General features: G+C 70.7%; 14 protein-coding genes and 1 pseudogene. 3 read left to right on the forward strand and 12 right to left on the reverse strand.

What is annotated here, in order from left to right:
* The 5 genes and pseudogenes from E3T33_RS05320 to E3T33_RS05340 all read right to left on the reverse strand — a co-directional run.
* Positions 1-753: pseudogene (locus E3T33_RS05320) on the reverse strand (hypothetical protein); the annotation flags it as partial.
* 52 nt (positions 754-805) lie between these two features.
* Positions 806-2,176, reverse strand: coding sequence for a dihydrolipoamide acetyltransferase family protein (locus E3T33_RS05325; RefSeq protein WP_092322731.1), 1,371 nt, complete (start codon positions 2,174-2,176; stop codon positions 806-808).
* A gap of 29 nt (positions 2,177-2,205) precedes the next feature.
* Positions 2,206-3,165 (reverse strand): alpha-ketoacid dehydrogenase subunit beta, encoded by a 960-nt coding sequence (locus E3T33_RS05330; protein ID WP_241977232.1) that lies wholly within the window; start codon positions 3,163-3,165, stop codon positions 2,206-2,208.
* Positions 3,166-3,233: 68 nt separating this feature from the next.
* Positions 3,234-4,364 (reverse strand): thiamine pyrophosphate-dependent dehydrogenase E1 component subunit alpha, encoded by a 1,131-nt coding sequence (locus tag E3T33_RS05335; RefSeq protein ID WP_241977227.1) that lies wholly within the window; start codon positions 4,362-4,364, stop codon positions 3,234-3,236.
* Positions 4,365-4,368: 4 nt separating this feature from the next.
* The gene (locus E3T33_RS05340) at positions 4,369-5,475 is read right to left on the reverse strand and encodes a histidinol-phosphate transaminase (RefSeq protein WP_174775363.1); all 1,107 of its coding nucleotides are present in this window, start codon (positions 5,473-5,475) and stop codon (positions 4,369-4,371) included.
* Positions 5,476-5,548: 73 nt separating this feature from the next.
* Here E3T33_RS05340 and E3T33_RS05345 point away from each other — a divergent pair, with 73 nt between their 5' ends.
* A complete protein-coding gene (locus tag E3T33_RS05345; protein ID WP_092322728.1) occupies positions 5,549-5,941 on the forward strand; it encodes a phage holin family protein in 393 nt (130 codons plus the stop codon).
* On the opposite strand, the gene E3T33_RS05350 is transcribed toward E3T33_RS05345, so the two are convergent.
* Both E3T33_RS05350 and E3T33_RS05355 read right to left on the reverse strand, forming a co-directional pair.
* Positions 5,925-7,391 carry a hypothetical protein gene (locus tag E3T33_RS05350; protein WP_092322726.1) on the reverse strand — a complete coding sequence of 489 codons (1,467 nt, stop codon included), beginning with the start codon at positions 7,389-7,391 and terminating at the stop codon, positions 5,925-5,927. The two genes, E3T33_RS05345 and E3T33_RS05350, sit on opposite strands and share 17 nt — an antisense overlap.
* Before the next feature lie 16 nt (positions 7,392-7,407).
* Positions 7,408-7,707: a hypothetical protein gene (locus tag E3T33_RS05355; RefSeq protein WP_092322725.1), complete on the reverse strand. Its 300-nt coding sequence runs from the start codon at positions 7,705-7,707 to the stop codon at positions 7,408-7,410.
* A 130-nt stretch (positions 7,708-7,837) separates the two neighbouring features.
* Here E3T33_RS05355 and E3T33_RS05360 point away from each other — a divergent pair, with 130 nt between their 5' ends.
* Positions 7,838-8,365 (forward strand): low molecular weight protein-tyrosine-phosphatase, encoded by a 528-nt coding sequence (locus E3T33_RS05360; RefSeq protein ID WP_092322723.1) that lies wholly within the window; start codon positions 7,838-7,840, stop codon positions 8,363-8,365.
* Positions 8,362-9,744: an adenylosuccinate lyase gene (gene purB, locus E3T33_RS05365; protein ID WP_092322720.1), complete on the forward strand. Its 1,383-nt coding sequence runs from the start codon at positions 8,362-8,364 to the stop codon at positions 9,742-9,744. Before E3T33_RS05360 ends, purB begins: the two co-directional genes overlap by 4 nt.
* 138 nt (positions 9,745-9,882) lie before the next feature.
* On the opposite strand, the gene E3T33_RS05370 is transcribed toward purB, so the two are convergent.
* From E3T33_RS05370 to E3T33_RS05390, 5 genes are all read right to left on the reverse strand, one after another.
* On the reverse strand, positions 9,883-10,137 hold the full coding sequence (locus E3T33_RS05370) for a hypothetical protein (protein ID WP_241982832.1): 255 nt from the start codon (positions 10,135-10,137) through the stop codon (positions 9,883-9,885).
* The gene (locus tag E3T33_RS05375) at positions 10,134-10,754 is read right to left on the reverse strand and encodes a hypothetical protein (protein ID WP_241977225.1); all 621 of its coding nucleotides are present in this window, start codon (positions 10,752-10,754) and stop codon (positions 10,134-10,136) included. The genes E3T33_RS05370 and E3T33_RS05375 overlap by 4 nt, the downstream gene beginning before the upstream one ends.
* 96 nt (positions 10,755-10,850) lie before the next feature.
* Entirely contained in the window at positions 10,851-12,224 is a 1,374-nt protein-coding gene (locus E3T33_RS05380) for an NAD(P)(+) transhydrogenase (Re/Si-specific) subunit beta (RefSeq protein WP_134574921.1), read from the reverse strand.
* Positions 12,221-12,529 carry a proton-translocating transhydrogenase family protein gene (locus tag E3T33_RS05385; RefSeq protein ID WP_092322717.1) on the reverse strand — a complete coding sequence of 103 codons (309 nt, stop codon included), beginning with the start codon at positions 12,527-12,529 and terminating at the stop codon, positions 12,221-12,223. The genes E3T33_RS05380 and E3T33_RS05385 overlap by 4 nt, the downstream gene beginning before the upstream one ends.
* The gene (locus E3T33_RS05390) at positions 12,529-13,677 is read right to left on the reverse strand and encodes a Re/Si-specific NAD(P)(+) transhydrogenase subunit alpha (protein ID WP_092322716.1); all 1,149 of its coding nucleotides are present in this window, start codon (positions 13,675-13,677) and stop codon (positions 12,529-12,531) included. Before E3T33_RS05390 ends, E3T33_RS05385 begins: the two co-directional genes overlap by 1 nt.
* Positions 13,678-13,798: the final 121 nt, after the last annotated feature.

Here is a 13,798-nt window from a genome sequence, read left to right on the forward strand (position 1 = left end):
GTCCGTCGCTGCCGCTGCAGGCGCCGTCGGCGTCGTGGTCGGCGTCGTGGTCGGCGTCGTGGTCGGCATCGTGGTCGGCATCGGGTCGGCGCCCGCGGCCAGTCCGAGCAGGAGCGGGGTGCCGGGCTTCAGCTTCGCGACCGCGGCGAGCGCGCCGTCCGCGGTCACGGCGTCCGCGGTCACCGCCTCCGCGGCGAGCTCGCGGGGCAGGATCGCGACCACCGCGTCCGGCGAGGCGACCACGTGGAACTCCTCCCTCCCCGCCGCATCGGTGCCGACGTGCCGGGCCGCGGGATCGCCGCCCACCTTCAGCAGGTGGGATGCCCCGAGGCGGCCGAGTTCGTCTTCAAGCGCTGCGGCCGCGGCCGTCGCATCCGGCGTTGGCGTGAGCAGGAGCGGGACACCGAGCGCCACCGCGGCAGAGGAGGCCAGGAGCTGGGCAGCCAGGTCACCCACCGACGCCGTGACGACCAGCCGCGACTCGGAGTACAGGGCGGCGCTGGCGGCGATGGCATTCCGCACCGGATCGGCGTCGGCTATCACGGTGAGCGGAGTGCCCGGCCGGGCCGTTGTCGCGTCGAGCACGGGCGAGGGCACCCGCCCGGGCACGCTCGGGCGCTCGCTCGCTGCGGGGGCATCCGTCTGCGGTGCCGGTTCGGCCACGCAGCCCGACAGGAGGAGGGCGCCCAGGAGAAGGGTGCCGAGGATGCGGGCGCCGGCGCCGCGGGTGGCGCCCCGGACTGAATGCCCCATCGACCCCTCCCCTGCTTCCCCGATGACGTGCTTCCCGGACGACTGCGGCCCGCTATTCGAGCAGCAGCGCCGGTTCCTCGATGATGCTCGCCACGTCGGCGAGGAACCGGCTGGCGACATCCCCGTCGACGACGCGGTGGTCGAAGCTCGCCCCGATCGTGGTGACGTACCGCACGCGGACCTCACCGTCGACGACCCACGGTTTCTGCTTGATCGTGCCCAGCGCGACGATTCCGGCCTCGCCGGCATTGAGGATGGGCGTTCCGGTGTCCATGCCGAACACGCCGATGTTCGTGATCGTGATCGTGCCGCCGGCCATCTCGGCGGGGCTCGTCTTCCCGTCGCGGGCGATGATCGTGAGCCGTTCGAGAGCAGAAGCCAGCTCGAGCAGGCTCATGTCCTGGGCCTCCTTGATGTTGGGCACGATGAGCCCGCGCGGTGTCGCCGCGGCGATGCCCAGGTTGACGTAGTGCCGGATGATGACCTCGTCGTCGGTGAAGGTCGAGTTGACGGTGGGGTTGCGGCGCACCGCCCAGATCATGGCCTTGGCCATGATCAGCAGCGGCGACACCCGCACCCCGGCGAAGTCGGTCGACGCCTTGAGTCGCTTCACGAACTCCATCGTGCGGGTGGCGTCGACGTCGACGAAGAGGCTCACGTGCGGCGCGGTGAACGCGCTCTTGACCATGGCCTGGGCGATGGCCTTGCGCACCCCCTTGACCGGGATGCGTTCCTCGCGGTCGGCGGGCCACTCCGGGGTCTCGATGTTGCGGAAAACGCTCACCTGGGTCGCCTCGCGCAGCACGTCCTCGCGGGTCACGTCCCCGATCGGGCCGGTCGGGGTGACCTGGGAGAGGTCGACGCCGAGGTCCTTGGCGAGCTTGCGGATCGGCGGTTTGGCGAACACCGGTCCCACCGGGGCGCCGGGCACCTGCTGCGGGAGTGGGGTGGCAGCCGGGCGAGCGGATGCCGCGGCGGGCGGGGCCATCGACTCGTGCGCCACGCGGGCGCCGCTGTGCCGTTTGCGGCGGGTCGGCATCGTCGCCGCGGCGCCGCGGCCGACGAGGACCGCGGCCGATCCGTCCTCGGTGATCGTGTTGGCGACATCGGCGGCCGCGTCGGCAGCCTCCCTGATCGGCGCCGGCACGTCGGCCCCCGGCGCAGCGGCGGCGTCCGAGGCCGCGTCCGACCGGATCGTGATGATCGGCGTCCCGACGTCCACCGTCGTCCCGGCCGGCACGAGGATCTCGCCGACGACGCCGACGAACGGGGACGGCAGCTCGACCAGCGACTTGGCGGTCTCGATCTCGACGAGGACCTGGTTGATGGTCACCGTGTCGCCGGGAGCCACCTTCCACTCGACGATCTCGGCCTCGGTGAGTCCTTCGCCGACATCCGGGAGGGTGAACTTCGACACGGTCATGCTGTGCCTTCCTTGAGACGAATCATGGGTCAGTAGGCGAGGGCGCGGTCGATGGCCTCGAGGACGCGGTCGGGGCTCGGCAGGAAGTGGGTCTCGACGGCCGCCGGCGGGAACGGGGTGTCGAAGGCCGAGACCCGCAGCACGGGGGCCTCGAGCGTGTAGAACGCCTTCTCGGCGACGGTCGCGGCGATTTCGGAGCCGACGCTGACGAAGCCGTGCGCCTCCTGGGCGACGACCAGGTGGGCCGTCTTCTCCACGGAGGCGAGGATCGGTCCGTAGTCGATCGGGGAGAGCGAGCGCAGGTCCACGACCTCGATGCTGATGCCCTCCGCCTGGGCGATGTCGGCGGCCTGCAGCAGCACGCTCACCATGGCGCCGTGGCCGACGACCGTGACATCCGTGCCGGTGCGCACGACGCGGCTCGCGTGCAGCGGGCTGCCGCTCTCACCGAACTGCACCTCGCCCTTGGGCCAGTACCGGCTCTTGGGCTCGAAAAAGATCACCGGGTCGTCGGAGGCGATGGCCTCCTGCATCATCCAGTAGGCGTCGTGCGGGTTCGACGGGCTGACCACGCGCAGGCCCGGCGTGTGCGCGAAGTACGCCTCCGGGCTCTCCTGGTGGTGCTCGATCGAACCGATGTGGCCGCCGTAGGGGATGCGGATGACGACGGGCATGACCAGCTGCCCCTCGTGGCGGTTCCGCATCCTGGCGAGCTGGCTGGTGATCTGGTCGAAGCCGGGGAAGACAAAACCGTCGAACTGGATCTCGCAGACCGGGCGGAAGCCGCGCATGGCCAGGCCGATCGCCGTGCCGATGATCCCGGATTCGGCCAGCGGGGTGTCCAGCACGCGCTTGTCGCCGAATTCGGCGAAGAGCCCCTCGGTCACGCGGAAGACGCCGCCGAGCGGGCCGATGTCCTCGCCCATCAGCAGCACCTTCGGGTCGGCCAGCATCGCCTGCCGGAGCCCGGCGTTCAGGGCCTTCGTCATGGGCAGGTTCGCGGATGCCGCGGGGGCGCCGTCGGTGACGGTCGGGCCGGTGGTCACCGTCTCGTCGTTCATGCCTGGCCCCCTTCGAAGGATGCCTCGTAGCGTTCGAGCCAGGTCTTCTGTTCAGTGATGAGCGGGTGGGGCTCGGCGTAGACGTTGTCGAAGATGATCGAGCGTTCCGGCGCGCGGATCTCCAGCGCCCGGCGGCGCACATCGGAGGCGTAGTCGGCGGCTTCCTCATCGACGGAGTCGAGGAACTCCTGCTCCACGCCGAGTCCCTGCAGATAGGTGCGGAACCGCGCGATCGGGTCGCGGGCGACCCACCGGGCCAGCTCGTCCGGGTCGCGGTACTTGGTCGGATCGTCGGCCGTGGTGTGGGCGCCGACCCGGTAGGTGAGAGCCTCGATCAGGGCCGGGCCGCGGCCGGCGCGCGCGTCGTCCATCGACTTGGCGGTCACGGCGTAGCTGGCGAGCACGTCGTTGCCGTCGACCTGGATTCCCGGGATGCCGAAGCCGCCCGCGCGGAGGTACAGAGGCGTGCGCGACTGGCGGGTGACCGGCACCGAGATGGCCCAGTGGTTGTTCTGCAGGAAGAACACCTGCGGGGTCTGGTAGCTGGCCGCGAAGACGAGCGCCTCGTTGGCGTCGCCCTGCGAGGACGCTCCGTCGCCGTAGTAGACGATCACGGCCTGGTCGGTCTCCGGGTTGCCGGTGGCCGTTGATCCGTCAAGCTGCATGCCCATCGCGTAGCCGGTGGCGTGCAGGGTCTGCGAGGCGAGGACGAGCGTGTAGAGGTGGAAGTTGCCGTGGTCCTCAGGGTTCCAGCCGCCGAGGGTGACACCGCGCAGCATCCGGAGGATGTCGACGGGGTCGAGCCCCCTGATCATGCCGACGACGTGTTCGCGGTAGGAGGGGAAGACGTGGTCTTGCGGCCTGGTCGCGTAGGCGGAGCCGACCTGGGCGGCCTCCTGGCCGTGGCTGGGCACCCACAGGGCCAGCTGGCCCTGGCGCTGCAGGTTGGCCGCTTCGGTGTCGAACTTCCGCACGACGACCATGTCGCGGTAGAACCGGCGGTGGTCGTCCTCGGTCAGCCGCTCGAGGTAGGGCAGGAACTCGGCCGCGGCGTCATTCGGCCGGAACACGCCCTCCGTGGAGAGCAGCTGCACGGTCGGAAGTGCGTCATTGGGGGTGGCTGCCACGGTTCTAACCTAACCGGCGGGCCGGGTTGCCCGTCGGTAGATTTCCGACAATGTCAGCCGCGATCCGTAGGAGTTCCTCCACAGCCGCTTCCTCGCCGATCGAGACCCGGATGCCGTCCGGCTGGAAGGCACGCACGACGAGGCCTGCGTCGAAGAGCCGGTCGGTGACCTCGGTCGTCTGCTCGCCCGTGGGCAGCCAGAGGAAGTTGCCCTGGGGGTTCGGGATGTTCCAGCCCTGCTCGCCGAGCGCCCGCCAGGCCGCGTCGCGGCGCTTGGCGATGACCGTGACCCGGGCGAGCAGCTCGCGTTCGACGTCGAGGGAGGCGATGGCGGCGGCGGCGGCGGGCCCGGTGACGGAGAGGGGGATCGCCGTCGAGCGGGCGGCGTCGAGGATCGGGACCGGGCCGAGGGCGTAGCCGACCCGGAGTCCGGCGAGCCCGAAGGCCTTGGAGAAGGTGCGCAGCACGACCAGGTTGGGGTACCGGGCGAGCAGCAATTGCCCGTTGACCGCGTCGGGGGCGGTCACGAACTCGGCATAGGCCTCGTCGAGGATGACGAGGAGGTCCCGCGGAACGACGGCCATGAACGCGTCGAATTCCTCGGCCGTGACGATGGTGCCGGTCGGGTTGTTCGGGCTGCAGACGATGACGACCCGGGTGCGGTCGCTGATATTCGCCGCCATCTCCGGCAGGTCGTGGCCATGGTCGGCGCGGTTCGGGACCTGCACGCTGGTCGCCCCGCTGACCGTGACGAGGCCGGGGTAGGCCTCGAACGAGCGCCAGGAGTACAGCACCTCGTCGCCGGGTCCGGCCGCGGCGAGGATCAGCTGGGCCAGCAGCGCCACCGACCCGGAGCCGACGTGCACCTCGTCGGAACCGACACCGAACCTGGCGGCGAGGCGTTCCCGGAGCGCCAGGGCGGAGGCATCCGGGTAGCGGTTGAACGCGGTGACGGCGTTCACCGCCTCGATGACGCTGGGGAGCGGGTCGAACGGGTTCTCATTGCTCGACAGCTTGAACGCCGACGCGTCGGCCGGTTTGCCCTGGCGGTAAGCAGGCAGGGCAACGATCTCGGGACGCAGACGGACTGATGGCAGGTCAGAGGGGCTCACTCGGCGAGTCTACGCCGCGGCATATTCACCTGACCGCATGCGCACGGCCCCGGTCCGGTGCCATAGTGGACGCATGGGCAGATTCCTGATCAAGCTGATCCTCAACACGGTCGCGCTGTGGCTGACAACCCTGATCGTCACCGGGGTGCATGTCGAGCCGTACGCGGACACGACCGTGGCAGCCGTCCTGACCTTCGCGCTGGTTGCCCTGATCTTCGGCCTCGTCAACACCGTCATCGGCACGCTCGTCCGCATCATCGCGTTGCCGCTGTACATCCTCACCCTGGGCCTGCTCGCGCTGATCGTGAACGGCCTGCTCCTGATGCTCGTCGCCTGGATCTCCGAGCTGATGGGCTTCGGCCTCGTCGTCGACGACTTCTGGTGGGGCGTGCTCGGCGCGCTCGTGCTCGGCATCATCAGCTGGCTGCTCGGGATTCTCGTGCGGCCGGTCACTGCGCGCCGCTAGAACCCGATCGGGTTCCCCGCCACCGGGAGGCGACGCCGGGGGCCGTACCCACGGTCGCCGCGAGCAGCGTGCGGAAGTCGGCCAGCGCCGGAGCCGGGGAGGCGTCGATCATGCGGGCGGTCTCCCGGTAGGTCACCAGTCCGTGAGCCGGTAGCGGCGAGGCGGGCACCGCCGCGTCGGCGTACAGCTCCCGGCTCACGGTGAGCCGGGCCGCGGCATCGCGGGCGGCGCCGCCGAGCGCGGGCACGAGATCCTCGGAGTGCTCCACCGCGATCACGGGCAGCCCGGGCGGCACCGGCACCTTGGCGACCGGTGCGCCGAAGGTGGCCACCGCGACGGTGTTGAATTCCCCCGCCGCGGCCAGCTGCGCCGCGACCAGGCCGCCCTGGGAGTGGCCGACCGGGATCACCGCGTCGGTGGGGCGGATGCCGGCCTCGTGCATGGCCTGGACGACCGCCCGGTACGAGCCCGCGCCCTGCTCGGCGACCGCGGTGATGTTGGAGGTCATGTCCCACGGTTCGCCGGCGGAGACCGGGCTCCACTCGGCCGTGCCGCCGATGTACACCAGCCAGGCGGCGTCCGCGGCGCCGCCGTACCGCTCGATGCGCACCTGCGGCCCGCCCGTTGAGACGCGGGGGATCCGGGCGGCGAGGTCCGCGAACCCGCCCGGCGGCCTGGCCGGTCGCGGCTTCCCGACGCGGGTGACCGTGACCGGCGTCTCCCGCAGCATCCCGATCGAACGCGCCACGGCGAGCGTGCCGGCCGCGGTCGTCGTCACCCCGAACAGCCCGGCCCCCTCGTCGCCGAGGGCGGCGGAGACCGGGAAGGGCACACCGACCGCGCCGGCCGCCACGTCATCGACCGAGGACACCAGCACCCGCACCAGGGCGACCACGGCCGGGTTCGCCAGCAGGCGGGGGTCACCGATCCACAGCCCGGCGACGTCCGGGCCCGGGCTCCGGGCGGTGCCGGGGCCTCTGCTCCGGGCGGTGCCGGGGGCGTCGCGCCGCAGCAGGCCCCCGAGCAGCCAGGCCACCGCGCCTGCCGTGGCGGCCGGGATCGCGGCGGCGAAGACCAGCGGAGCCAGCCGGCCCAGGCTGTGCCCGAGCCAGGCCCCCGTCATGCGGGCGAGCATCGCGGCGGTGCGATCGGCCTGCCCGTATGCCTCCGCGGCCACCACGAGCGATTCGGCCAGCTCCCCGCTGCGGGCTTCGACCGCGTCGATGGTTTGCCGGGCCGCGAACACCGCGAGGCCTGGGTCCTCGGCCGACCAGGCCGGCGCCGGAAGGGCCTCCAGGGCGCGGATGCGTTCCAGTCGAGCCTGCCAGTCCCTCGCGTCGGCCCGCAGGAGCGCCAGCCGCGCCGCCTGCGCCAGGAGCGCGTCGGTGGAGACCATCGTGGTGCCGCCGCCGGAGAGCACGAGCGCGCCGGGGGCGTCGTCTCCGTTCATTGCGCTGCCCGGCCGGTCATGGGGCCGTGAGCCTCGAAATGGACGCGTGCACGGCGTCGAGGGCGTCGTCGAGCTGCCGGCCGGCCCGGCACAGGTCGCCGGCCAGGTCGCCGAGGCGTGCCGCGTAGCCCCGATGCGCCGCCGACTGCCACGAGTCGCCCAGATCGGCGGCGGCCACCGAGCCTGCTGCCAGGTGCACCTCGTCTCGGAGGTCGCGCAGCAGCATCCGTTGCTCGCGCAGCGCCCAGAGACGCTCGGCGTCCCGCTCGGCTGCCGTCGGGTCGCCGAACAGTCCCGCAGGCAGAAGACCCTCCACGGCACCTCCTCCATCGACTTTCCCGAGCCTGCCCGACCGCGCCCGCCCGCCCCCGGCCGCGCCCGGGTTTGTTCAGTGTTCACGAAAAGGGCGGGTGTGCAGGACAGGAAACGGGGTCCACAATGGGTGAATGAGTTTCGCCGCCCTCAACCCCGATGAGGCGACACCCTTCCGCATCATTTTCGTGTGCACCGGCAACATTTGCCGCTCGCCGATGGCGGAGGTGATGTTGCGCGACCTGATCACGCGCTCCGGGTTGAGTCGACTGATCACCACGAGTTCGGCCGGCACCGGGGACTGGCATGTGGGCGAGCAGGCCGACCGGCGCACGATCACCGCCCTCGCCAAACGCGGCTACGACGGCAGCCACCACCGTGCGCGCCAGTTCGACCCCACCTGGTTCACCGACCTCGACCTCGTCGTGGTGCTCGACCGCTCGCAGGAACGCATCCTGCGCAACTGGGCGGGCACGGAGCACGACCGCGGCAAGGTGCGCCTGCTGCTCAGTTTCGACCCGGATCAGGCCGTCCTCCAGGACGTTCCCGACCCGTATTACTCCGACGATGCTTTGTTTGACTCGGTTTTAGGCATGATTGACAGTGCGAACCAGGCGCTTTTCAAGCAGCTCGCACCCGCAATCAGACAGGGAGTCCGATGAGTCCACTACCCCCCCAGGTCCTCAGCCCGCTCGACGGCCGCTACCGCGCAGCCGTCACCGAACTGGGCGAGTACCTGTCAGAGGCGGGACTCAACCGCGCACGCGTGCAGGTCGAGGTCGAATGGCTGATCACGCTGACGGACCACAAGCTGTTCGGCTCCTCCCCGCTGGACGCGGAGCAGAAGGCAGCCCTGCGCCACATCGTCACCTCCTTCGGCCAGGCCGAAATCGACGAGCTCGCCGCGCTCGAGGCCACCACCCGGCACGACGTCAAGGCCGTCGAGTACCTCGTGCGCCGCCGCCTCGTCCCCCTCGGCCTGGAGCACATCAGCGAACTCACGCACTTCGCGGCCACCAGCGAAGACATCAACAACCTGGCCTACGCACTGACCGTGCGCGCGGCCGTGGGCGATGTCTGGCTGCCCAAGCTTCGCGCCGTCATCGAGGCCCTGCGCGGCCGGGCCGTGGAATACCGCGCGGACGCCATGCTCGCCCGCACCCACGGCCAGCCGGCGACGCCGACGACCATGGGCAAGGAAATCGCCGTCTTCGTCTACCGCCTGGAACGCATCGCCGGCCAGGTCGAGGGCAACGACTACCTCGGCAAGTTCAGCGGCGCCACCGGCACGTTCGCCGCCCACGTCGCGGCAGAGCCATCCGTCGACTGGCCGGCCATCTCACGGGAGTTCGTCGAGGGCCTCGGTCTCACCTGGAACCCGCTCACGACTCAGATCGAGTCCCACGACTGGCAGGCCGAGCTCTACACCAGGGTCTCGCACGCCAACCGGGTGCTGCACAACCTGGCCACGGACATCTGGAGCTACATCTCGATCGGCTACTTCCGTCAGATCCCGCAGGCCGGGGCGACCGGCTCGTCGACGATGCCGCACAAGATCAACCCGATCCGGTTCGAGAACGCCGAGGCCAACCTGGAGCTCTCGAGCGCCATCCTGGACTCGCTCTCGGCCACGCTGGTCACCTCGCGCCTGCAGCGCGACCTGACCGACTCGACCACGCAGCGCAACATCGGCGTCGGATTCGGCCACTCCCTGCTCGCCCTCGACAACATCGTGCGCGGCCTCGGCGAGATCGACATCGACCGAGTGCTGCTCGCGGCCGACCTCGATGCGAACTGGGAGATCCTGGGCGAAGCGATCCAGACCGTGATCCGCGCCGAGGTGACGGCCGGGCGCTCCACGATCGCGGACCCTTACGCGCTGCTCAAGGAGCTGACCCGCGGCAAGCGCATCGGGCAGGCCGACCTGGCCGCGTTCGTCTCGGGCCTCGAGATCGGCGACGCCGCCAGGGCGCGTCTGCTCGCCCTCACCCCGGCCGGCTACGTCGGTCTGGCCGATCCCCTGATCGACCACCTGCGCTAACCCCTCCCGCGCCGCTTGCCTGCAGTCGCGCATCCGCGCATCCGCGCATCCGCCGAGTTTGGCACTTCCGGTCGAGTTTGCCTGGCGCACCAGGCAAGGTCGACCGGAACGGACAAACTCGGCGGTGTTCGGTGGGCCTTAGGCGCCGTGGTTCTGCTCGTCGAGGTCGGTCTTCTCGGCGTCGTTCGGCTTCATGTTCAGCGTGAACATGGCGACGGAGATGAGCACCACGATGAACGTGACGCCCAGGGAGATCACGGACAGCACGACCTGGCGCGTGCTCATCAGCACGACGAGTCCGACGACCAGTGCCAGCACTCCGGAGAATCCGATGAGCTCGGCCGGCTTCATCCTGTCGGATCGGCTGGGCTGGTGCGGGGTGTTCTGGGTCACGAAGGGTCCAAATCGTTGGGGACGGATGCCGGGGCCGGCTCATCGGTCGGCGCCCACTTGAGGGAGAGGCCGGCAATGACGAGGTACACGCCCAGGATGACAAGGTAGGCGCCGAACAGGCCGACCGCGACGACGGCGTTGGGTGGCAAGAGCAGGAAGGCGAGGGAGAGCCCCGCGGTCAGGCCGCCCACGAGCATCCAGTCCCGGGAGGATGCCGACCGCCCGCGCACGCGGACACCGCTGTACAGCTCGAGGAAGCCGGTCACTGCGGCCCAGACGCTGACCAGGTAGAGGAAGAAGCCGAGCCCGCCACCGTTAAGTGCGAGGGCGAGCGCTCCGGCAACGACGCCGACCGCGCCCTGCACCGCGAAGAGCATGCGTTCGCGGGGGTCGCCCAGCGTGCGCCAACTCAGTCCGGCCAGCAGCAGGCCGCCGGCGAGGGCGAACGCGCCGAAGACCAGGAGCCCGAACTGGGCGGCATGATCGGCCGTGAAGGTGATGACCGCCGCCGGGATGAGGGCCAGGGCGGCACGAATGACGGGAACCGTCCAGTACCGCGCGCCGGACCGGACATCGAGCCGCGCACCAACGGTGCCGGCTGCCTGGGCTTTCGCCACGCGCACCTCTTTCGTTACGGAATCTCGTACCGGCCCAGTCTACGCGCGGGCGGTGCGGGCCCCGGAGCGGGCGGGCAAACGACAGAGGTCGCCCGGTCAGAGGGCGTTGACGGCCCCCAGCACCTTGGTCAGCGAATCCTTCGCGTCGCCGAAGAGCAGCGAGGTCTTCGGGTCGTAGAGCAACTCGTTCTCGATCCCGGCGAAGCCGGGGCGCATCGAGCGTTTCAGGAAGATGACCTGCCGCGCCTGCCCGACCTCGAGGATCGGCATCCCGTAGATGGGTGACCCGGGAGAGGACTTGGCCGCCGGGTTGACCACGTCGTTCGCACCGACGACGAGGGCGACATCCGCGTGCTTGAACTCCGGGTTGACCTCGGCCATCTCCTTGAGCGACTCGTACGGCACGTTCGCCTCGGCCAGCAGCACGTTCATGTGCCCCGGCATCCGGCCGGCGACGGGGTGGATAGCGAAGTCAACCTCGACCCCACGGGCGGCGAGGGTGGTGGCGAGTTCGGCGATGGTGTGCTGGCCCTGGGCGACGGCGAGCCCGTAGCCGGGCACGATCACGACCCGCTGGGCGTAGGCGAGGAGCACGGCGACGTCCTCCGGCCCTGACGAGCGCACCGGGCGGTCGCTCTGCGCGGTCGACCCGGCGGTCGATCCGCCGCGGAACGCCCCGAACATGATCCCGCTGACGCCGCGGCCCATGGCGGATGCCATCGCGCGGGTCAGGATCGTGCCGCTGGCGCCGACGAGGGTGCCGGCGACCACGAGCAGCAGGTTGCCGAGCACGATTCCGGATGCCGCGACCGCGAGCCCGGTGAAGGCGTTCAGCAGGGAGATGACGATGGGCACGTCGGCCCCGCCGACCGGCAGCACGAGCAGGAGCCCCGCGGCGAGGCCGAGCAGCAGCAGGGCGATCGCCCAGCCGGCCGACCCGGTGGCGATGACGAAGCCCCCGACGACGAGCGCTGCGATCAGCACGGCCGACATCACCCAGCGCATGCCCGGGAAGATGACCGGTCGCGTGGTGATGAGTTCCTGGAGCTTGGCCACCGTCACGGCGGAACCGGAGAAGGACACAGCGCCGACGAGCATCGTGAAGACCACGGCCACCCGCACCGAGGTGTCGGCGTTGTGTCCGAGTTCCAGCACGGCCACGAGCGCGGCCGCCCCGCCGCCGACGCCGTTGAAGAGGGCCACAAGCTGAGGCATTTGGGTCATTTGCACGCGCCGGGCGATCGGAGCGGCAATGGCCGAGCCGACGGCGATCGCCGCGAGGATGAGCGGAATGTTCTCGAGCCTCGACGACAGGAACACCGTCACGACGGCCAGCAGGGCCCCCGCGGCGCCGATCAGGTTGCCTCGCCGGGCGGTGCGCGGGGAGTTGAGTCCCTTGAGCGCCAGGATGAAGCAGACGGCCGCGATCAGGTAGAGGATCGCCGTCCATTCGGGAGACAGCAGGCTCATTTGGTGCCCTTCCCGGCGTCGGTCGTGGGCTTTCGGCCCCGGAACATCCCCAGCATCCGGTCGGTCACCACGAAGCCGCCGACGAGGTTGGCGGTGGCGAGCACGACGGCGACCAGGGCGACAACCAGCAGTCCGGGTTCGGTCGTCTGTCCGGCGACGATGATCCCGCCGATCAGGATGATCCCGTGGATCGCGTTGGCGCCGGACATCAGCGGGGTGTGCAGCGTGCTCGACACCTTCGAGACAACCTCGAAGCCGACGAAGACGGACAGCACGACCACGGTCAGGAGTGTGATCGGTTCCATTAGCGTTCTCCCTCCAGGGCGGTGGCCGTCGGCGCATGTGTGACCTTGCCGTCGTGGGTCAGACAGGCACCGGCGAGAACCTCGTCGGTGAAATCGGGGGCGACGATGCCGTCGGCGGAGGTCATCAGCGCGAGCAGGTTGGCGACGTTCTTCGCGTACAGCCTGGAGGCGTCGGTGGGCATCGCGGATGGCGCGTCCTTCATGCCGACCAGGATCACCGCCCCGTCGCCCGCGGTCGTCGGGACCCCGACATCCTGCCCGGCGACCACGCCTTCGACGTTGCCGCCGGTTTCGGCGGCGAGGTCGATGACGACGGATCCGGCCCGCATGGCGGCGACCATGGCGCCGGTCACCAGCAGCGGGGCCGGCCGGCCCGGGATGGCCGCGGTGGTGATGAGCACGTCCGCGGCGGCGACGTACGGCGCGAGCAGCTCGCGCTGGCGCACCGACCGGTCTTCGCTGAGCTCGCGGGCGTAGCCGCCGGCTCCCTCGACCGCGTCGAGGTCCAGGTTGATGAAGGTGCCGCCCATCGACGTGACCTCGTCGGCGGAGGCGGGGCGGACGTCGTAGGCGGAGACGCGCGCGCCGAGGCGCTTGGCGGTGCCGATGGCCTGCAGGCCGGCGACGCCGGCGCCGAGCACGAGCACTCGGGCCGGCGGGATCGTGCCGGCCGCCGTCATGTAGAGCGGGAAGAACCGGGGAAAACGGATGGCCGCCTCGAGCACCGCGCGGTAGCCGGCGACCAGGGACTGGGAGCTGAGCGCGTCCATCGACTGGGCGCGGGAGATCCGCGGCACCAATTCGAGCGCGAAGGCGGTCACGCCTGCGGTGGCGAGGGCGGACACGGTGTCCAGCTCGGCGGCCGGCGAGGCCAGGCCGATCGTGATCGTGCCGCGGCTGAGGCCGGTCGCTTGTGCGGGCGTGAGCGGCCGCACGTGGCAGTAGACGTCGAGCCCGGCGGTGTCGAGTTGCGGCACGACGCGGGCGCCGGCATCCGTGTACGCAGAATCCGGGTAGCCGGCCGCGGTTCCGGCGCCGGCTTCGATCTGGATCTCGACCCCAAGGTCCTTCAGCTGGCCGACCGTCTCCGGTGTGGCCGCGACGCGACGCTCACCCTCACGGCTCTCTCGTGGCACTCCAACTTTCACGGTTTCCCCTTCGTTGCGGTACGTCGGGGGCGGTCGCGACCGGTAGCGGACCCGACCACGTGCGCGACGGTGCTGCACTGGTCCTCGTAGCGTAGCGGGGGCGACGCCCGCGACGCGGTTG

Origin of the sequence: Cryobacterium sp. TMT1-2-1 (assembly GCF_004403955.1) — a bacterium.
GTDB classification, from domain to species: Bacteria; Actinomycetota; Actinomycetes; order Actinomycetales; family Microbacteriaceae; genus Cryobacterium; species Cryobacterium psychrotolerans.

What these genes read in the sequence shown, in the direction of transcription:
- E3T33_RS05325 (WP_092322731.1), bottom strand. Translation starts at nt 2,176, where the DNA reads ATGACCGTGTCGAAGTTCACCCTCCCGGATGTCGGCGAAGGACTCACC.
- E3T33_RS05330 (WP_241977232.1), bottom strand. Translation starts at nt 3,165, where the DNA reads ATGACGAAGGCCCTGAACGCCGGGCTCCGGCAGGCGATGCTGGCCGAC.
- E3T33_RS05345 (WP_092322728.1), top strand. Translation starts at nt 5,549, where the DNA reads ATGGGCAGATTCCTGATCAAGCTGATCCTCAACACGGTCGCGCTGTGG.
- E3T33_RS05350 (WP_092322726.1), bottom strand. Translation starts at nt 7,391, where the DNA reads ATGAACGGAGACGACGCCCCCGGCGCGCTCGTGCTCTCCGGCGGCGGC.
- E3T33_RS05360 (WP_092322723.1), top strand. Translation starts at nt 7,838, where the DNA reads ATGAGTTTCGCCGCCCTCAACCCCGATGAGGCGACACCCTTCCGCATC.
- purB (WP_092322720.1), top strand. Translation starts at nt 8,362, where the DNA reads ATGAGTCCACTACCCCCCCAGGTCCTCAGCCCGCTCGACGGCCGCTAC.
- E3T33_RS05380 (WP_134574921.1), bottom strand. Translation starts at nt 12,224, where the DNA reads ATGAGCCTGCTGTCTCCCGAATGGACGGCGATCCTCTACCTGATCGCG.
- E3T33_RS05385 (WP_092322717.1), bottom strand. Translation starts at nt 12,529, where the DNA reads ATGGAACCGATCACACTCCTGACCGTGGTCGTGCTGTCCGTCTTCGTC.